The 18,414-nt window shown below is 69.8% G+C and carries 17 protein-coding genes; all 17 read left to right on the forward strand.

Annotated elements, in window-relative coordinates; translation table 11 throughout:
- Positions 1-73: 73 nt before the first annotated feature.
- On the forward strand, positions 74-1,954 hold the full coding sequence (locus ACOQPP_RS03485; protein ID WP_419165786.1) for a hypothetical protein: 1,881 nt from the start codon (positions 74-76) through the stop codon (positions 1,952-1,954).
- A 118-nt stretch (positions 1,955-2,072) separates the two neighbouring features.
- Positions 2,073-4,019, forward strand: coding sequence for a hypothetical protein (locus ACOQPP_RS03490; protein WP_419165787.1), 1,947 nt, complete (start codon positions 2,073-2,075; stop codon positions 4,017-4,019).
- Positions 4,020-4,177: 158 nt separating this feature from the next.
- Positions 4,178-4,579, forward strand: coding sequence for a hypothetical protein (locus ACOQPP_RS03495; protein WP_420635874.1), 402 nt, complete (start codon positions 4,178-4,180; stop codon positions 4,577-4,579).
- Positions 4,580-4,662: 83 nt separating this feature from the next.
- Positions 4,663-6,606, forward strand: coding sequence for a threonine--tRNA ligase (thrS, locus tag ACOQPP_RS03500; protein WP_419165789.1), 1,944 nt, complete (start codon positions 4,663-4,665; stop codon positions 6,604-6,606).
- Between the two features lie 211 nt (positions 6,607-6,817).
- A complete protein-coding gene (gene infC / locus ACOQPP_RS03505) occupies positions 6,818-7,330 on the forward strand; it encodes a translation initiation factor IF-3 (protein WP_419165790.1) in 513 nt (170 codons plus the stop codon).
- Positions 7,331-7,397: 67 nt separating this feature from the next.
- Complete coding sequence (rpmI, locus tag ACOQPP_RS03510) at positions 7,398-7,592, forward strand: 50S ribosomal protein L35 (RefSeq protein ID WP_419165791.1); 195 nt, start codon at positions 7,398-7,400, stop codon at positions 7,590-7,592.
- A gap of 103 nt (positions 7,593-7,695) precedes the next feature.
- On the forward strand, positions 7,696-8,052 hold the full coding sequence (gene rplT / locus ACOQPP_RS03515) for a 50S ribosomal protein L20 (RefSeq protein ID WP_419165792.1): 357 nt from the start codon (positions 7,696-7,698) through the stop codon (positions 8,050-8,052).
- Positions 8,049-9,083 carry a phenylalanine--tRNA ligase subunit alpha gene (gene pheS, locus ACOQPP_RS03520; RefSeq protein WP_419165793.1) on the forward strand — a complete coding sequence of 345 codons (1,035 nt, stop codon included), beginning with the start codon at positions 8,049-8,051 and terminating at the stop codon, positions 9,081-9,083. The genes rplT and pheS overlap by 4 nt, the downstream gene beginning before the upstream one ends.
- Entirely contained in the window at positions 9,080-11,560 is a 2,481-nt protein-coding gene (pheT, locus tag ACOQPP_RS03525; RefSeq protein WP_419165794.1) for a phenylalanine--tRNA ligase subunit beta, read from the forward strand. Before pheS ends, pheT begins: the two co-directional genes overlap by 4 nt.
- Complete coding sequence (locus ACOQPP_RS03530; RefSeq protein ID WP_419165795.1) at positions 11,538-11,801, forward strand: hypothetical protein; 264 nt, start codon at positions 11,538-11,540, stop codon at positions 11,799-11,801. The genes pheT and ACOQPP_RS03530 overlap by 23 nt, the downstream gene beginning before the upstream one ends.
- Positions 11,798-12,154, forward strand: coding sequence for a cell division protein ZapA (locus ACOQPP_RS03535; protein ID WP_420635875.1), 357 nt, complete (start codon positions 11,798-11,800; stop codon positions 12,152-12,154). Before ACOQPP_RS03530 ends, ACOQPP_RS03535 begins: the two co-directional genes overlap by 4 nt.
- A gap of 228 nt (positions 12,155-12,382) precedes the next feature.
- Positions 12,383-13,954: a ribonuclease Y gene (rny, locus tag ACOQPP_RS03540; RefSeq protein ID WP_419165797.1), complete on the forward strand. Its 1,572-nt coding sequence runs from the start codon at positions 12,383-12,385 to the stop codon at positions 13,952-13,954.
- 87 nt (positions 13,955-14,041) lie between these two features.
- Positions 14,042-14,959, forward strand: coding sequence for a bifunctional methylenetetrahydrofolate dehydrogenase/methenyltetrahydrofolate cyclohydrolase FolD (folD, locus tag ACOQPP_RS03545; protein ID WP_419165798.1), 918 nt, complete (start codon positions 14,042-14,044; stop codon positions 14,957-14,959).
- Positions 14,956-16,284 carry an exodeoxyribonuclease VII large subunit gene (gene xseA / locus ACOQPP_RS03550; protein ID WP_420635876.1) on the forward strand — a complete coding sequence of 443 codons (1,329 nt, stop codon included), beginning with the start codon at positions 14,956-14,958 and terminating at the stop codon, positions 16,282-16,284. The genes folD and xseA overlap by 4 nt, the downstream gene beginning before the upstream one ends.
- Positions 16,281-16,574, forward strand: a complete 294-nt coding sequence (xseB, locus tag ACOQPP_RS03555) for an exodeoxyribonuclease VII small subunit (protein WP_419165800.1) — start codon at positions 16,281-16,283, stop codon at positions 16,572-16,574. Before xseA ends, xseB begins: the two co-directional genes overlap by 4 nt.
- Entirely contained in the window at positions 16,571-17,476 is a 906-nt protein-coding gene (locus ACOQPP_RS03560) for a polyprenyl synthetase family protein (protein ID WP_420635877.1), read from the forward strand. The genes xseB and ACOQPP_RS03560 overlap by 4 nt, the downstream gene beginning before the upstream one ends.
- Positions 17,477-17,511: 35 nt before the next feature.
- The gene (locus ACOQPP_RS03565) at positions 17,512-18,411 is read left to right on the forward strand and encodes an NAD(+)/NADH kinase (protein ID WP_419165802.1); all 900 of its coding nucleotides are present in this window, start codon (positions 17,512-17,514) and stop codon (positions 18,409-18,411) included.
- The last annotated feature ends 3 nt before the right edge of the window (positions 18,412-18,414 follow it).

Here is an 18,414-nt window from a genome sequence, read left to right on the forward strand (position 1 = left end):
AAGGGAAGTACGGGAAGGCCCGGCTCCGGCCGGGCCTTCGCGCATCCGGGCGGCGCGGTTACGATGGAGCGCGATGACCTCGATACCATGGCTCCCCCGCATGCCGGCAGGGACCGGCGTTGCCCGGCCGGTGGCGCTCGGTCTCGCCGCGCTGCTGTCGCTCGCGTGCGCCGACGCCACGGGGCCGGACGGGTCGCCCTGCCATGTGGTCACGCGCCGCGGCGGGGCCGAGTTGTCGCTGTCGCTGGCGCCCGGAGAGATGTGCTCAGTCCCCGTGGACGATCTCGTGTCCATGGAGATGGAATCGGGCACCACCTCCGCCCAATATCTCATCGTGGTACAGAGCGGTTTCAGGTCGCCCGGCGCGCGCACCCGCCTCCGCCTCTCGGCCAGGGGGCGCGAGGCGACGGCCGCACAGGTGCCGGCGCTCACTTCCGCTCCCCGTCTGATCTCGACTGAGGGGCGGCGTCTGGAAGCGGCATCGTCGGCTGAACTGACCCTGCGAGCATCCGCGCGACGCGCTCTGCTCGGAGCGAGACCGTTGAACGCGACCCGGCCGGGCGGGCCCCTTCCCGCGGAGTGGGCGTCCGGAGCGGAGTCCAGGGGCGCGACACGACCCCCCGTGGCCGGGGATACGGTCGTCTTCCGGAACGCGGTGCATCCGGATCTCAGCGTCGATTGCGCGGGGATCCACGACGTCACCGCGGTCGTTCGCGCCGTGGGCCCGAACCTGGCGGTCGCCGAAGATGTGGAGGGGTCCGGGTGGGTGTCCGACGCGGAGTACGCGGCCGTGATCCGGGGGCTGGAGAACACCGTCTTCCCGGTGGTCACGGCGTACTTCGGCGAACCCGCCGACATCGACGGGAACGGCGTCATCTGGGTGCTGTTCACTCCGGTGGTGAACCGGACGACCCCTCGCAACAGCACGACGCGGATCTCCGGCTTCTTCAACCCCGTTGACCTGGCCGACCCCGAGAGCTGTGCGGCCTCGAACGGCGGCGAACTCCTGTGGCTTCTCGCGGCCGATCCCGACGGCCGGTACTCGAAACCGGTTCCCGCGTCCTTCGCCACGACCCGGGCGATCGGGGTCGCCGCGCACGAACTCGAACACCTGATTTCAGCCGAACGGCGCGCCGTACTCGAGGGTGGGAGCTTCGCCGACCTCGAGGCGGTGTGGTTGAGCGAGGGACTCGCCCATTCGGCGGAGACCTTCGTCGGGATGTCCCTCGGCAGGCTGCGTCCCGGCCGCAACTACGGCTTCGATGAACTGGCCGCGGGTCCCGAGATCTTCCGCACATATTTTTTTCCGAACTTCCGGCGGGCCGCGTACTACCTGACCGATCCCCACCGGACGCCCGCGCTCGGAGACGAGGATGGCCGCGATCCGTCCGGTGTTCCCTCGCTGGCCATGCGAGGCTTCGGCTGGCTCCTGCTCCGCTGGTTCGCGGATCAGTACGCCGTCGGCGCAGGGGGCCTGCTTGGCGGTCCCCCCGAGGAAACCATCTTCCGCGACCTGGCGGGTGGCGGCCCGGGCCGGACACGTGGCGTGGAGAACCTCGAACGGGTCGCGGCCTCTGTGGGCGCGCCGGGGGACTGGGAAGCACTTCTCGCGACCTGGGCCCTGGCTCCCATCGCGGACGATCGGCAGGGAGAGACCCCCCTCTCGGCCCAGGTCACGAGCCTGCAACTGCGGGACGCGTTCGCCGCGCTACACCGCGCACTGGAGGGCGAGGAGCCCTTCGACCACGAGTTTCCGCTCTTCACGACCGGCATCGCGCTCGCGGCCGGCACCGACATCCGGGTCGATTTCGAACTGAACGCGGCGACGGGCCGGTACTTTGTGCTCGAGAGCGACGGACCGCACCCGCCACTCCGGGTCCGGCTGACGACCCTGGCCGGTGGACGCACGCCCGGATCGGCGGGGGTCCGGTTCGTCGTGCTCCGCACCCGCTAGCGGGCGACTTGGGCGGCGAGTCCATATCTTTGGCCGCGAGAGCTGCGGTCGGGCCGCGCCGGGCGTATCGGGCGGTCGCGGACAGACCCGTGGCGGAGAAACAGGGAGTGAGCCAGGGATGAGACCACGCGACCGGTGGTGGCCGTGCAGGGCCGGGTTCTCCGGCCTCGTCCTTGCGGCCTGCGGAGGAGAGGGTACGACGGATCCGCCGCCCCCGCCGCCCCCGGTCGTCATGGGGTGCAGGGCGGGTGCGGCGGAGACGCCGGTGTCCGGTTCGATCGGCACCGTGGACATTGCGCCGGGCGAACTCGTCACGCTGGACTCTCCCGGCGACGTGCGCGCGTTCCGGCTCGCCGGCGGCGAGGAGCCCCGCAACTACGAGGTCATCGTACAGAGCACCTCGATCGTACCGGGGCTGAGCACGCAGGGCTGCATACGCGTGCGCGCCGAGCGTGCCTCGGCGAACGTGGCGCCCGCCCGCCCCGAACCGCTCGCCCCCGTGAGTGGGTTCACGAGCCGCGACCTCCGGCGCCGGGCCTCCTGGTTCGAGAACGAGCGTCTGCTGCGGGAGCGGGAGCAGGAGGAACTGGCGAGGGTCGGCGCGCGACCCATCCGGCAACGCACGCGGAGGTTCGACGCGGCGGCTCCGATGGCGGCGCCGGCACCGCCCGGGCTCGGCGACACGCTCTCGTTCACCATCGGCGTGAACTCGGAGTTGAGGGTCGACTGCCGCAACACGACGCTCATTCGGGGCGAGGTCCGGCATGCGGGCGAGCACTTCACGGTCGTGGAGGACCTCGAGTTCGCCACCCAGCCGGCGAGCGACCGCTTCACGGAAGAGGAATTCGAGACCATCGGACGGCAACTCGACGAGATCGTGTACCCGATGGACGTCGCCTACTTCGGGGAGCCGGGGGACATCGATGACAACGGGACGGTGTTCGCCCTCATCACGGCCGAGGTGAACAAGCTCACCCCCGCCGGCGAAGAGAGCATCGTCGCCGGCTTCTTCCTCGCACAGGACCTCACATCGGCGAGCAGCTGTCCGGCGTCGAACGAGGGGGAGATCTTCTATCTCGTGGGACCCGACCCGGACGAGGACTACGGTACGGACATCAGCCTGGATTTCGCGAACGCGCTCGCGCGCACGACGGTCGCGCACGAGTTCGTCCACCTTCTGAGTACGCAGCAGCGGGTCACGCTCGGCAATGGGACCCTGAGCGACCGCGAGGTGGCTTGGCTCGACGAGGGGATGGCCCACCTCGCCGAGGAGATCGCCGGCCTGCGGACGGGGGGCTTCGGAACCCGCGAAAACCTGGACCTCGAGGCGATCACTGCGAGCGAGGAACAGCTCACCGTCTACAATCACTTCCACCTGCTGAATCACATCCGGCTGGGTCGCTTCCTTCGGGGCGGCTGCCCGACCCCTGATCCGGACGGCCCCGCCGCCACGCTGGCACTCGGCGACTCCGGGGGAGAGGATCCGGGCGGGGTCGAATCGCTCGCGTTTCGGGGCTTCGGCTACAGCCTGATGCGCTGGCTCGGAGACCAGTTCGGGGAGTCCGGGAGCGGGGGCGCGCTGCCGGGCAGCCGCGAGGAGGGGTTGTTCCGCGAACTGTCCTCGGGCGGACCGGCGCACATGAGAGGCGTCGCCAACGTGGAGCGGGCGATCCGCGTCGTGGCGGGATCGAACCTGTCGTGGGATGACCTCCTTCCCCTCTACCTGGCGTCGCTGGTCGCGGACGACAACGCGCCGGCGGAAACGGATCCGCGCGCGCAGTGGCGGACCTGGCACCTGAGGGGCCTGTACGGGCAGCTGAACGACTCCAACCTCGGGGACGAATGTCCGTTCACACGCGACTTTCCGCTCTTCCCCTCGAGGGTGTCGCTGCACGCGGGGACGAACAGCGCGATCGAGTTCATGGTGAACGCGTCCACCGGGCGCTTCGTGTCGCTGAGGGGTACCGGCGCCCACCCCGACGTGCTCGTCCAGATCACGGACGAGGACGGGGGGAACCTGCCGTCCCGGGCGAGGCCGCAGGTCACGATCCTCCGAGTCCGGTGAGTCATCGGCATCGCCATGCCGGTGGGATGGGACGCCCCGTCCTCTATTGGTTGCTGGTGTTTCTGCCGGGGGCGGCCACGGGTTGTGCGGCTCAGACGAGACTCGGCGAAGGCCCGGACCGGGTGGGTGAAATCGGCCCGGCGTCGTTCGAGGGAAGGGTGCGAGTGGTTGGGAGCGACCCGTTCCCGTACACGGTCGTTGAGGCGGAAGACGGCCAGTCGCGGCTGGTGACCGGCGTTCTTCTCGAAGAGATCCGGCGACTGGCCGGGGCCCGGGTGCGCCTCACGGGTCGGCTTGTGCGGGCCGAACTTCCGGGCACGGCTCTCGAGGCCTCGTCCTGGGAAATCCTCTCGGTAGACGGCGAGCGACCCCTGATCGGTCGACTGGAACGCGACGCGGACGGCTTTCGTCTCGTTCGGCCCCGCGGAGAAGTGCATCGGCTCGGTTTCGTTTCGGGCGCGCTCGCCGACCGTTTGGGCGCGTTCATCTGGGTCGTAGTCGATGAGAGAGGAGGCGTCGTCCACTACGGAGTCGTGCGGGATTCCGAGGTCGGGCCCTGACCCGGACTTGGTGATCCCCTGACCCGACCCTAGCTTCCGCGTCCACCGACATCCGACAGCATCGTCCATCGACGGGTAGGCCGATGAACGACCCCCACATCTCCATCTCGCTCCCCGACGGCTCGCCGAAGGAACTGGCGTCCGGCGCCACCGCGGCGGACCTCGCCGCCGCCATCGGGCCCGGGTTGGCCCGCGCCGCCGTGGCCGCGCGCATCGATGGGCAGCTCTCGGATCTGTCGGCGCCGCTCCCCGACGGGGCGGAGGTGGCGATCGTCACCCGTGACGACGGCGACCCCGACGCGCTCTACGTGCTCCGGCACTCCGCGGCGCACGCGTTGGCGACGGCCGTCCGCGAACTCTATCCGGGGGCGGGGATCGGCTTCGGCCCGCCCATCGACGACGGTTTCTACTATGACTTCGACGTCCCCGCGCCCTTCATGCCCAAGGATCTGGACAGGATAGAGCGTGCGATGGCAGAAGTCGTCACGGCGGACGACCGGTTCGAGCGCCGCGAAGTAGGACGCGACGAAGCGCGGGAACTGTTCGCCGACGATCCCCTCAAGCTGGAGCGATTGGCCGAGATCCCGGAGGATGAGGCGATCTCCGTCTATCGCAACGGCCCGTTCCTCGACCTCTGCCGGGGGCCGCACGCGCCGCGGACCGGCGAGATCCGGTACTTCAAGCTTCTCAGTGCGGCCGGAGCCTACTGGCGCGGCGACGAACGGCGGCGGATGCTGCAGCGCATCTACGGCACCGCCTTCTATTCGGGCAGCGCGCTCGATGCATTCATCACCCGCCGCGAAGAGGCGCGGAAGCGCGACCACCGGAAGCTGGGCCGCGAACTCGACCTGTTCTCGATTCAGGAGGATATCGGTCCGGGGCTCGTGTGCTGGCACCCGAAGGGCGCGCGCATACAGCAGGAACTGCGGCGCTGGATCGAGGACCTGCAGCAGTCGCGCGGCTACGATGTCGTGTACACGCCCCACCTCTCGAGCGAAGCGCTCTTCCGGCGCTCCGGACACCTGCCGAACTACGCGGAGAACATGTATCCCCGCATGGAGGGCGCCGAAGGCGAGGCGTTCCGCGTGAAGCCCATGAACTGTCCGGGGCACATCACGATCTACGCGGCGCGCCCGCGCAGCTACCGGGACCTCCCGGTCCGGCTGTCGGAGGTCGCGAACGTGTACCGATACGAGCGGTCGGGGACGCTGCACGGGCTGCTGCGCGTGCGCATGCTCACCATGGATGACGGGCACGTCTTCTGTACCCCGGACCAGATCGAGGACGAGATCTTCATCTGTCTCGAACTGGTGGACACTGTGATGACGACCCTGGGCCTCGACTATCGGTTCGATCTTGCAACGCGTCCCCACGGGGAGAAGCGGATCGGCGGCGACGAGGTCTGGGATATGGCGGAGGCCGCGCTGCGCGAGGCGCTGGACAGGGCCGAACTGGAATATGAAGTGGACGAAGGCGGGGGCGCCTTCTATGGCCCGAAAATCGACATCAAATACCAGGATGCCATCGGGCGGGAATGGCAGGGAGCCACGATCCAGCTCGACTTCAACCTGCCCGACCGTTTCGACCTCGAGTACATGGGCCCGGACAACAAGCCGCACCGGCCCGTCATGATCCACCGCGCGATCTTCGGCACGCTGGAGCGCTTCACCGGCGTCCTCATCGAGCACTTCGCCGGCGCGTTTCCCCCCTGGCTCGCGCCGGTGCAGGTCCGCGTGATCCCGATCACGGACGTGCACGCACCCGCCGCGGCCGGGATCCGCGACCGGCTCGCCGCGCGGGGCCTGCGCGTCGAACTCGACGACCGCTCGGACACGCTCGGCTACCGCATCCGCGACGGAGAACTGCAGAAGATCCCCTACCTGCTCGTCGTCGGAGACCGCGAGATCGAGGCCGGCACGGTCGCCGTGCGCGCCCGCCGCGCGAGCCGGAAACAGGAGATCGTCTCCCTCGACGACTTCATCCGCCGTATCTTCGACCGCGTCGCAACCCGCTCCCTCGAGGCGTGATCCGTCTCGGGCGGCGAGGGTTTCATTGACACCGGGGTGCCGGTGAGGCAGGTTGACGGGGTCGAAAAAAAACGGAAGCGGGGCCGCGATGCCCCCACCCTATCGGCGCACGGGATCGTGTTGCTGCCGGGTCAACGGCATACCCCCGCTGAGGGGCGTATCGTCGTGCCCGGTCGGCCGGCGCCGAACCGGGCTTTTTTTATGAGGTGAAGTGAACGGAGACCCACGAGTCAACGACAAAATCCGGATCAGCCCGATCCGGCTCATCGACGAGAAGGGTGACCAGCTCGGAATCGTCGCCACGGACGAAGCCCGCGCGCTGGCGGCCGAGCGCGGACTGGACCTGGTGGAAGTAGCGCCCGCGGCGCGGCCGCCCGTCTGCCGGCTGATGGATTTCGGGAAGTACAAGTACGCGCAGGCGCGGAAGGCCCGGGAGGCGAAGAAGAAACAGCACATCATCACCGTCAAGGAGGTGAAGCTGCGGCCGAAGATCGAGACGCACGACATCGACTTCAAGATGCGCCACGCGCGCAGGTTCCTGGGTGATGGTGACAAGGTGAAGTTCACGCTCATGTTCCGCGGACGCGAGATCACGCACCCCGAGCGAGGGAGACGGATTCTCGACCGCGTGAAGCAGGAACTGCAGGATATCGCGGTGGTGGAGTCGGACATCGCGCACGAAGGCCGTACGATGACCATGCTGATGGGGCCGCACCGGACCTAGGCCGGCTCGCGGGAATCGGAGATCGATCCTCCGTCGCCGGACGGAGGCCAGACGGAGTGGACGCCATATGCCGAAGATGAAGACGAACCGGTCCGCCGCGAAGCGGTTCCGAAAGACGGGGAGCGGCAAGTTCCGGCGCCAGCGTGCCTACCACAGCCACATCCTCACGAAGAAGAGCCCGAAGCGTAAGCGTCGGCTCCGCCAGGGGACGCTTGTGGCGAAGGCGGATGAGAAGCGGGTGAAGCGACTTCTGGGGACATAGCAGTCCGTGGCGAAATCCCGCGTCGCTCGAATGCAGTCGGGGTTTCGCCACGGGCTGCTTTAGCCCGCCCCGACTTTCCAGCACAGTAGCAGGAGGTGCGGTCATGCCACGCGTGACGAGCAGCGTTGCACGTAACCGTCGCAAGAAGAAGATACTCAAGGAAGCCCGCGGCCAGTTCGGGGCGCGGTCGAAGCTCTATCGTACGGCCAAGAATTCGGTCGAGCGCGGCTGGGCCTACGCCTACGTGGGCAGGCGCCGAAAGAAGCGCGATTTCCGACGCCTGTGGATCGCCCGCATCAATGCCGCGGCCCGGCAGCACGGCATCTCCTACTCGCGTTTCGTCAGCGGGCTCAGGACGGCCGGCGTGGATCTCAACCGCAAAGTGCTCGCGGACCTGGCCATTCGGGACCCGGTCGCCTTTACCAAGCTTGTCGAGGTGGCCAAAGCCAACGCCCCATGACCCCGGCCGGAGCGTCTCTCCTCGATCGGCTCGCCGGGATCGGGGCGGAGGGGCACGCCGCGATCGGGGAGGCGAGTGACGCTGCCGCTCTCGAGTCGGCCCGGGTGGAATACCTCGGTCGGAACGGGCAGTTGGCCCGGGTGATGTCCTCCATCGGGACGGTCGAGCCGGCGGCCCGGCGGGAGGTCGGGCAACGCGCCAATGCCGTGAAGACGTCGCTGAGCGAGGCGCTCGAGCGGCAGGACCGGCATTTGGCCGCAGCGGCTCGCGCTCCGAGCGGCGGCGTCGACCTCACGCTGCCCGCGCGCGGGCGTTGGGTCGGCGGCGTCCATCCCGTGACCCGCGTGATCGACGAGATCTGCGACATCTTCGCGGAACTCGGCTTCACGCGCGTGCTCGGACCGGAGGTCGAGTCGACGTGGTACAACTTCACCGCGCTCAACATCCCGCTCGATCACCCCGCCGCGGACATGATGGACACGTTCTACCTGGACGACGACACCGTGCTGCGTACCCATACGTCGCCCGTCCAGGCGCGCGTCATGGAAGCGTTCGCGCCGCCCGTGCGCGTCGTCGTCCCGGGACTCGCGTACCGGCGGGATTCGTTCGACCCTTCGCACGCCCCGGCGTTCGAACAGATCGAGGGTCTCGCGGTCGATGAGGGCGTGGACTTCGTCGAGTTCCGCGCCGCGATCCAGCACTTCGTGCGTCACTTCTTCGGCGCCGGGACGAAGAGCCGGTTTCGGCCTTCGTTCTATCCGTTCACGGAACCCTCCGCCGAGGTGGACGTGTCGTGCGCGGTGTGCCGGGGGAGCGGCTGCCCGACCTGCAAGCGCACCGGCTGGATCACGATCATGGGCAGCGGGATGGTGGATCCCGCCGTGTTCGAGGCCGTCGGCTACGATCCGGAGCGCTACACCGGCTACGCCTTCGGCATGGGGCCGGCGCGGATCGCCATGGTCCGGCACGGCATTCCCGACATGCGGCTTCTCTACGAGGGGGAGATGAGTTTCCTGAGGCAGTTCGTATGAACATCTCCTTCAACTGGATCCATGAGTTGGCGGGGTTGCGCGGCGAGCTGCGGGATCCGCGGGTCCTCGCCGAGCACCTGACCATGACCGCGGCCGCCGTGGGGAAGATCGAAACCGTTGGACAGCGGCTCGACGGCATCGTGGCGGCGCGCGTGCTGGAGCTGGCGGCGCATCCGAACGCGGACCGGCTCACGCTGTGCAGGGTGGACCGGGGCGGCGGCGAGGTGCTCGATGTCGTTTGCGGAGCACCCGTCATCGAGCGGGGCGGGCTCTACGCCCACGTGGCGCCCGGAGGCCGGCTCCCCGGCGGATTCCGGATCGAGAGTCTGAAAATCCGCGGCGAGTTGAGCCACGGGATGCTCTGCTCCGAGGCCGAACTCGAACTCGGCCGCGACAAGGGGGGAATCATGCGGCTCGGCGACGACCTCGAGCCGGGGGTCTCTCTCGCCGGAGCCCTCGGCCTCCCGGACACCCGCCTGACGCTCGACCTGAATCCGAACCGCGTGGATCTCGCCTGCCACATGGGCGTCGCGCGGGAATTGTCCGGAGCGCTGGCGCCGCGCGACTTCGGCGGAACGCGCTGGACCCCCGAATGGCGCGACGGAGACGCGGAGGCGGAGGGCGCCGGGGTGAGGGTCCGCATCGAGGCACCGGAGCGCTGCTCGCGCTACATGGCCGCCGTCGTGCGCGGCGTGAGGGTGGGTCCCTCGCCCGCGTGGCTCGCGGGCCGTCTCCTGGCGGCGGGCGCACGCCCGATCAGCAACGTCGTCGATGCCACGAACTACGTCCTCCTCGAACGCAACCAGCCGCTGCACGCCTTCGACCTCGCGCGGCTGGCGGGGGCCGAGATCCGCGTCCGCGCGGCCGTGGCGGGCGAGCCGCTGACGACGCTCGACGGCGAGGAGCACGAACTGGCGCCGGACCAGACGGTCATCGCCGACCGGGATCGCGCGGTCGCTTTCGCCGGCGTGATGGGCGGGCTCGACACCGAGGTCACCGCGGACACGGTGGACCTGCTGATCGAGTGCGCCGCCTTCGATCCCGCGGGGGTACGGAAGACCCGCTCGGGCGCCGGGCTGTCCACCGACGCGTCCTACCGCTTCGAGCGGGGGATCGACGTCCACGCGCAGGAGCAGGCGCTCATTCGCTGCGTCGAGTTGATCCTCGCCGCGGCCGGCGGCGAGGCGGACGCGATCGGGCTCCGGGTGGGGCCCCGCCCGTCGTCCGCGGCACCCATCGAGTTGCGGGTCGGGCGTGTGGACCAGGTGCTGGGGTTCCGGCTCACCGGCGCTGACATTCTCGACGCGCTGCGGCCGATCGGCTTCGAACCCCTCCCGCCGGCCGAGTCCGGCGGCGACGGAGACCGCGTACAGGATCGTGTGCGGGTCTCCGTGCCCGGCTGGCGTACGGATGTGGAACGGGAGATCGATCTCGTGGAGGAAGTGGCGCGCCGGGTCGGGTACGATGCCGCCTCCGGGCAGGATCGCAGATTCAGGCCCAGCGCGGTGCCCGAAGACCCCCGGGTCGCGAAGGAGGCCCGGGCGCGGAGGATGCTCACCCGGCGCGGACTGCTCGAAGCCCGCAGCCTGAGCTTCATGCCGCAGGATTTCCGCGGCAACCGGGCGATCGTCGCGGTGCCGAACCCTCTATCCGCCGAGGAGAGCTGTCTGCGTTCCGCCCTCGTGCCGGTGCTCCTGCGGCGCCTGGAGCACAACTACGCGCGCGGCAATCGAGACGTGCGCCTGTTCGAACTGGGTACCGTATTCGGTTACGCCGGGGGGAACGGGCCGTCCGGCGAGACGGGCCGAACCTTCGGGGAGGCGGGGCGCGTGGGCGCGCTGATCACGGGTGCGCGGCGGCCGGATCACTGGTCCGGAGCGAGTCTCGACTTCGATCTCTGGGATCTCAAGGAGATCGCGGACGTGCTCGCCCACCGGTGCGGGGCCGAACTGGAACCTTCGCCGGGCGTTGCGGAGGGGGCCGCCGCCGTCCCGGGACCGCCGCTGGCCGGGCCCTGGCTCGCGGACGGCGGGTTCCGGGCCGTCAGGGACGGTCGCGTGATCGGGGTGGCGGGAGCCGTGCACGCCGCGTGCATCGACGCGCCGCCGTGGGCGGCCCCCGCCTTCGCGCTCGAGTTCGATCTGGACGCCGTGGAGGGACGCGCCGTTCCCCGGTACCGCCGGACATCATCCTTCCCCGCAGTGCGCCGGGACCTCTCGATGACGGTGCCTCGGGGCGTGGCCGCGGCCGCCATCGAACGAACGGTACGCGAACACACATCGGATCTGTTGCGCGAGGTCCGCCTCTTCGACGTCTATTCCGGTGACGAGATCGAGGGCGGTCGTCTCGGGCTGGCCTGGACGTTCCGCTTCCGTGCCCCAGATCGCACGCTGACCGATCAGGACGTAGAGTCGGAGATGTCCGCGCTCTCAGCTGCCCTGGAGGAACGAGTCGATGCCAGAATCCGCCGGTCCTGAACGTCGCCGGGAGGTCGAGAGGGTGCTCGAGCGCCTGTCCCGAGCCGTGGACGCGGTCGGAGAGCACGTCGAGGGCCTCCTGCGGGGCGCGCCCCGGAGCGCGGAACCGGACGGCGGGTTCGAGGAGCGTCTCGGCGCGCTCGAAGACGAGAACCGGCAGCTTCACGAGACGCTGGTGCGCGCGAAACGGAAAGCCGAGCGCCTGCGCACCCGGCTCGCGCTCGTGGAGGATGAGGTATGAGTGCCGCACGAGGAGCGTCGCCGGTGCGCGTGATGATCTTCGGCGAAGAATACCAGATCCGCACCAACCGCCCGGAGTCGCATACCCGGGCCTGCGCGAGATACGTGGACGACGCAATCCAGCGGGCTCACGTCCGGGGGGTCGCGGAGCCGCACCGCGCCGCCATTCTCGCGGCGCTCCAGATCACCGATGAGCTGCTCGAGGAGCGCCGTGATGCGGAAGCGCTGGCGCAGGCGGTCGAGGTTCGGCTCGTCGAACTGGCCGAACGCCTCGAGGCGCTGGTCGGGGCGGGCGCCGCGGCTGAGGCCACGCCCCGCGAGGCCCCCGAGGTCCCGGAGGCCGACCCGGCCTGAAGGCCGCCCGCGCGCCTTGCGGCGTCCAGATTCGAACGCGACGTTTCGTTACGGAAGCAAGTCGGTGTCGTGCTGTCCGTAAAGGCGGCGTCGCGTGAGCGTCGCGGCATCTCGAGATAGATGGTCGAACGGAACGAAGGCATCCGTTCGACCTGAGCGGCATGCACCGGTGGACATGTTCCGCCGGTTTTTTTTGTTCATAGATCGATCGAGGATTGGAGTCTGGCTGTGCTGGAATCCATGAACGTGCCGGCCATCCTGCTGGCGATCGCGGGTCTCCTGGCGGGGGGCATCGCGGGGATTCTGATAGAGCGCCGGGGTCTGCGCCGGACACGCAGCCGGATGGAGACGGAGGGGCGCGGCATCATCGAGTCCGCTCGCCTCGAAGCGCAGAGCGTGCGCAAGGCCGCGGAACTGGAGGGAAGGGAGGAGGCGCAGCAGCTGCGCGAAGCGTGGGCGAGCGAGGCCGAGCGGCGCCGGTCCGAGCTCGAGCGGCTGGAGAAACGGACGGTTGAGCGCAGCGAGACCCTCGAGCGCAAGCTGGAGATTCTCGACCAGCGCCAGGAACGCCTCGATCAGCGTCGTGACGCGGTGGACCGGGAGCGGTCGGAACTCGAGGCCACGGCGGATCGGCTCGACGAGCGCGAGCGCATCGTCGGCCGCCGGCTGGAGGAGATCGCGGGGCTCGATCGGGAATCGGCTCGCCGCGAACTCATGGGCCAGATTCGGGACGAGGCGCGTGCGGACGCCGCGCAGCACGTGCGCGAGGTGCGCGAGCGCGCCCGAAGCGAAGCCGAACGCGAGGCCCGCAAGATCATCTCCCAGGCCATCGAGAAACTCTCGGTGGATCACTCCTCCGAAGCCGCCGTGTCCGTCGTCACGCTGCCCAGCGATGACATGAAGGGCAGGATCATCGGGCGCGAAGGTCGCAATATTCGATCGTTCGAGGCCGCGACCGGGGTCGACGTGGTCGTGGACGACACCCCCGAGGCGGTCATCCTCTCCTGTTTCGATCCGGTTCGACGCGAGGTGGCCCGCCTCGCCATGGACCGGCTGATCGGCGACGGACGGATCCACCCGGGGCGGATCGAGGAGGTGGTCGAGAAGGCGAAGGACGACGTCCGGAAGACGATGCGCCAGGCCGCGGACGAAACGCTCTACGAGCTGGGGATCCACGATCTGCACCCTAAGCTCCACGAGGTGCTCGGAGTGCTGCGCTTCCGGACGAGCTATGGGCAGAACCAACTCGCGCACGCGCGCGAGGTCGCGCTGATCGGCGCCACCATGGCGGCGGAGCTGTCGCTCGATGCCCGGATCGTGAAGCGGATGGGGCTGCTGCACGACATCGGGAAGGGCCTCACGCACGAGAAGGAGGGAAGTCACGTCGAGATCGGTTACGATCTCTGCAAGAAGTGCGGAGAGAAGGATCCGGTCCTGAACGCGATCCGCGCCCACCACGGCGAGGAGCCCGCCCGCTATCCGGAAACGTTCCTCGTGACCGCGGCGGATGCGATCTCGGGCGCGCGCCCCGGCGCCCGGCGCGAGTCGTTCGAGCACTATGTGAAGCGTCTCGAGAAGTTGGAGGCGATCGCGAGTTCGTGGGACGGTGTGGAGAAGGTGTACGCGATCCAGGCGGGACGGGAGATCCGCATCATGGTGACGCCGGACAAGATCTCCGACGAGGAGATGGCGGTCCTGTCGGAACAGACGGCACGCCGGATCGAGAACGAACTGCAGTATCCGGGGCAGATCAAGGTGGTCGTCGTGCGCGAGTCGCGTACGGTGGACTTCGCACGCTGAATCCTCACGCTCAGGCACAGGAGGCCGGCTCCCGAAAAGCGGAGCCAGGCCCGCGGCAACGCTCAAAGAGGGAGAAACGGGGAATAGATGGCGGCGCAGATCCTGGATGGACGGCGAATCGCGGCCGAGATTCGTTCGGAGGTGGCGTCCCGGGTGCGGGTCCTTTCCCGGACCGGCGTGCGGCCCGGTCTCGGCGTGGTGCTCGTCGGGGACGACCCGGCGTCCCACGTCTACGTCCGGATGAAGACCCGCGCATGCGAGGAAGCGGGGCTCCACGCGCGCGATATCACACCGCCCGCCGATATCGGACAGGCGGACCTCCTCTCGATCGTCGATGAACTGAACGCGGACCCGGAAATCCACGGGATCCTGGTGCAGCTTCCCCTGCCGCGGCACCTGGACGAGCGGGAAGTGACCGAGAGGATCGATCCGGCCAGGGACGTCGACGGATTTCATCCCGTGAACCAGGGGCGCATGGCACAGGGAGACCCGCACGCGTTCCGGCCCGCGACGCCCGCCGGCGTGCAGGAATTGATCCGGCGGACGGGCGTCGACACCTCGGGGGCCCACGTCGTGATCGTCGGCCGCTCGAACATCGTCGGGATGCCGATGTCCCAGATCATGTTGCAGAAGGAGCCGGGCGCGAACGCCACGGTCACGGTCGCCCACAGCCGGACCCGGGACCTCGGGGCGGTGACCCGCCAGGGCGAGATCCTGATCGTCGCGGTGGGGCGGCCGGAGATCGTTCGCGGCGACATGGTGCGGGAGGGCGCCGTCGTCATCGATGTGGGCGTGAACCGGGTCGAGGATCCTTCGCTCGAGCGGGGATACCGGCTGGTCGGCGACGTCGCGTTCGACGAGGCCGCGGAGCGCGCGAGCTGGATCACGCCGGTCCCGGGGGGTGTGGGGCCGATGACGATCGCCATGCTGCTTCGGAACACCGTGACGTCGGCGGAGCGGATCGGGTGCGTGGCACCGGCGGAGGCCGCGCGGGCGGCGGGATGAGCACGCGCGGCCAGGCCTCGCTGTTCGGGGAGGGGGAAGGGGAGAGGGACATCCGGGCGGAGCCCGCGGCCGCCGCCCCGCCGCCGGTCCGCGACGGCCGGTCGCCGGAGTCTGCGGTCACGGTCTCGGAACTCAATGAGGCCGCCCGGGGGACGCTGGAATCCCGCTTCGGGAACCTCTGGGTGCGCGGCGAGGTCGCGAACTGGAGGGTCTCCCCCGCGGGTCACCGCTACTTCTCGCTCCGGGATCAGGATCGCGACGCGAGTGTGTCGTGCGTCCTCTTCCGCGGTGACGCCTGGCGGCTGCCGGCGGATCCGGACGCGGGGATGGAGGTCTTCGTGCAGGGGCGCCCCACGCTCTATCCCGCGCAGGGTCGATTCCAGCTGCGGGTCCGCTCGATCGAGATGGCGGGGGAAGGGCTGTGGAGGATCGCGTTCGAGCGGCTGCGCCGGCGTCTGGACGCGGAGGGACTGCTGGCGGCCGATCGAAAGCGGCCGCTGCCGCCGTTCCCGCGCCGCATCGGCGTCGTGACCGCGCGAAAGGGCGCGGCGCTCCAGGACGTGCTCATCGTGCTCCGGCGGCGGGCCCCGTGGGTCGATGTCGTGGTGCGCAACTGCCGGGTCCAGGGCGAGGGGGCGGCGCTCGAGGTTCGGGATGCGCTGCGGCGTGTCGCCGAATGGAGCGCGCTCGGCCCCGGCTCGACCCTCGACGCGATCATCCTGAGTCGGGGCGGTGGGTCCACGGAGGACCTCTGGTGCTTCAACGAGGAGACCGCGGTGAGGGCGGTCGCCGAGAGTCCGGTCCCCGTGATCTGCGCCATCGGGCACGAGGTCGACGTGACGCTCTGCGAGTTGGTGGCCGACCTGCGGGCGCCGACCCCCTCGGCGGCGGCGGAACTCGCGGTGCCGGACATCCGGCGCGTGCGGGACTCGCTCGACACGACCGGAAGAGGGCTGGCACTAGGGCTGCGCCGCTTCGTCACGCGCGGACGGGATCGGGTAGATGCGATCGGGCGACGCCTCCCGGCGGCCGCCGGCCATGTGCGGGACGTCGCGAAGCTGCGGCTGGAGGGCGTCGAGAAGCGACTCCCGCCGGGGATCGATCGAGCCCTCGCCCGGTCGCGTGCGCGCCTGGCCGGTCTCGCCGCCACTCTCGCCGCCCTCAGCCCCCTCGAGACCGTGGCCCGCGGATACGCCGTCGCCACAGACCTCGAGGGCCGGCGCCTCACGCGTGTCGAGGACTTCGAGCCCCGAACCCGCTTCCGGCTCCGCGTCCGCGGAGGCCGGGTCGACGCGACCGCCGATGCGGTGGAGTCGGAGACATGACGGCGTCGTCCGAACGCGAGTTCGAGTTCGAGCGGACGGTCCGCGAACTGGAGGAGATCGTCGAGCGTCTCGACCGGGAGGACATCGGCCTCGACGAGGCGATCCGGCTCTTCGAGCGGGGCATCGAACGCCTCGGGGAGGCGCGCCGCTGGCTCGAGGCGGCGAGCGGCAAGGTCGAGGAGCTGATCGGCACCTCGACGGGGAGGCTGGACACGAAGCCTCTGGAGGCGGACGGACCGGCGGTCCACGGGGCCGGCCCGGGGTCGGAGGCGCCGGAGGCCCCGGCGTGAGGCCGAGTCTCGAGGCCGCGCGCGCCTCCGTGGACGAGGAACTGGCGACGTGGCTGGGGGATGCCCTTCGGGAGGCCGGACCGATCGCCGAGCCCATCCGCCACGCCATCCTCGCGCCGGGGAAGCGGATTCGGCCCCTTCTCCTCATCGGCGCGTGGGAGGCGGCCGGGGGCTCGCCGCGGGGAGGCGCGGCGGATCGTCCGAGTGGGCTCTACCGCCTGGCGCTGGCCCCCGAGCTGGTCCACGCCTACTCCCTGATTCACGACGACCTCCCCTGCATGGATGACGACGACCTGCGCCGGGGGCGGCCGACCCTGCACGTGCGGTACGATGAGCGCGTCGCGATCCTCGCGGGCGCGGCGATACAGCCGCTCGCGATCCTCGCCGTCGGCGACGGAGCCGCCGGACTCGAGCTGAGCGACGAGATCACCGCCCGGCTCATCAGGGTCCTGGCCCGGGCTTCCGGCGGGGTCGGCATGGTGGGAGGGCAGCTTCTCGACCTGCGGGCCGAACGGGAGGACGTGAGCTTCGAGACGCTCGAACGCATTCATCTCGGCAAGACCGCGAGCCTGATCAGCGCGTGCTGCACCATGGGCGGGATTGCGGCCGGGGCGCCGGAAGAGGCCGTCGACCGGCTGACCCGCTTCGGGGTCGCGATCGGCCTCGCGTTCCAGACCGTGGATGATATTCTCGATGTCACGGGATCGTCCCACCGGATGGGGAAGGCCGGGGGCCGCGACGCGGCGCTGGGAAAGGCCACGACGCCGTCGGTGCTGGGCCTCGGGGGAGCGAGGGAGAGGGCGGAACAACTGGGCCGCGGCGCGTTCCGGGAGCTGGCGTCGTTCCAGGCCGCCGACCGGCTTGGAGAGATCGGACGCCTCATCCTCGAGCGCGACCGTTGATACGGGGCTGAGAGCTTCGAGGAAGCAGGTTTACCATGCGCTTCGCCATCATCGGTAATCCCGAATCTCCGCACCTGGAGCCGTTGCTCGCGCGCGTCGAGCGGAAGGCGGCCGAGTTGGGCATCTCGCTCGTCTTCGAGCCGTCGCTCGCGACGGACGGCCGCCGCGAGTGTGCGCCGCTGGAGGAGATCGGAGAAGATGTCGCCCTCGTGCTCACGCTCGGAGGCGACGGGACGCTGCTGCGCGCCGCGCGGTTCGCGGCACCGCTCGGGATTCCGGTGCTGGGGTGCAACCTGGGCCGACTCGGGTTCCTCACCCTGGTTCCGACCGACGAACTCGAAGCGGCCATGTCGAGCGTGGCGAGCGGAGAATACGACCTGGAGGAGCGGCTTACCCTGCGCATCGAGGTGCGCGTGAACGGGTCCGGCGCCCCGGAGTCGAAGAGCTTCCACGCGATCAACGACGCGGTCATCCACAAGAGCGGCTTCGCCCGCCTCATCAGCTACCGGGTGCTGGCGGACGACGACCTGGTCGGCCAGTACAGCGCGGACGGGATCATCCTCGCCACCGCGACGGGTTCCACGGCCTACAGCCTCTCGGCCGGCGGGCCGATCGTCTCGCCCACCATGGAAGGGATCGTGGCCACCCCGATCTCCCCGCACACCCTGGCCGTGCGGCCGGTCGTCTTTGCGGGCGACACGCGAATCTCCGTGGAACTGCTTTCGGGCGATCGCGACCTGCAGCTCACCGTCGACGGACAGCGCGGGTGTCCGCTATCGGTCGGCGACCGCGTGCAGGTCGTCCGCTCACGGCATCCCGTGCGCCTCGTGCGCCTGCCCGACTACTCGTTCTTCACGGTGCTGCGACGAAAGCTGCACTGGGGAGACGTGCGCGCACACCCGTATCCCGAATCCGGCGGCGGCGCCCATGGGTGAGAG

It is taken from the genome of Candidatus Palauibacter sp., from assembly GCF_965222475.1.
GTDB lineage: Bacteria > Gemmatimonadota > Gemmatimonadetes > Palauibacterales > Palauibacteraceae > Palauibacter.

Coding starts and splice junctions, on each gene's coding strand:
- ACOQPP_RS03485 (WP_419165786.1), top strand. CDS start 74: ATGACCTCGATACCATGGCTCCCCCGCATGCCGGCAGGGACCGGCGTT.
- ACOQPP_RS03490 (WP_419165787.1), top strand. CDS start 2,073: ATGAGACCACGCGACCGGTGGTGGCCGTGCAGGGCCGGGTTCTCCGGC.
- thrS (WP_419165789.1), top strand. CDS start 4,663: ATGAACGACCCCCACATCTCCATCTCGCTCCCCGACGGCTCGCCGAAG.
- rpmI (WP_419165791.1), top strand. CDS start 7,398: ATGCCGAAGATGAAGACGAACCGGTCCGCCGCGAAGCGGTTCCGAAAG.
- rplT (WP_419165792.1), top strand. CDS start 7,696: ATGCCACGCGTGACGAGCAGCGTTGCACGTAACCGTCGCAAGAAGAAG.
- pheS (WP_419165793.1), top strand. CDS start 8,049: ATGACCCCGGCCGGAGCGTCTCTCCTCGATCGGCTCGCCGGGATCGGG.
- pheT (WP_419165794.1), top strand. CDS start 9,080: ATGAACATCTCCTTCAACTGGATCCATGAGTTGGCGGGGTTGCGCGGC.
- ACOQPP_RS03530 (WP_419165795.1), top strand. CDS start 11,538: ATGCCAGAATCCGCCGGTCCTGAACGTCGCCGGGAGGTCGAGAGGGTG.
- ACOQPP_RS03535 (WP_420635875.1), top strand. CDS start 11,798: ATGAGTGCCGCACGAGGAGCGTCGCCGGTGCGCGTGATGATCTTCGGC.
- folD (WP_419165798.1), top strand. CDS start 14,042: ATGGCGGCGCAGATCCTGGATGGACGGCGAATCGCGGCCGAGATTCGT.
- xseA (WP_420635876.1), top strand. CDS start 14,956: ATGAGCACGCGCGGCCAGGCCTCGCTGTTCGGGGAGGGGGAAGGGGAG.
- xseB (WP_419165800.1), top strand. CDS start 16,281: ATGACGGCGTCGTCCGAACGCGAGTTCGAGTTCGAGCGGACGGTCCGC.
- ACOQPP_RS03565 (WP_419165802.1), top strand. CDS start 17,512: ATGCGCTTCGCCATCATCGGTAATCCCGAATCTCCGCACCTGGAGCCG.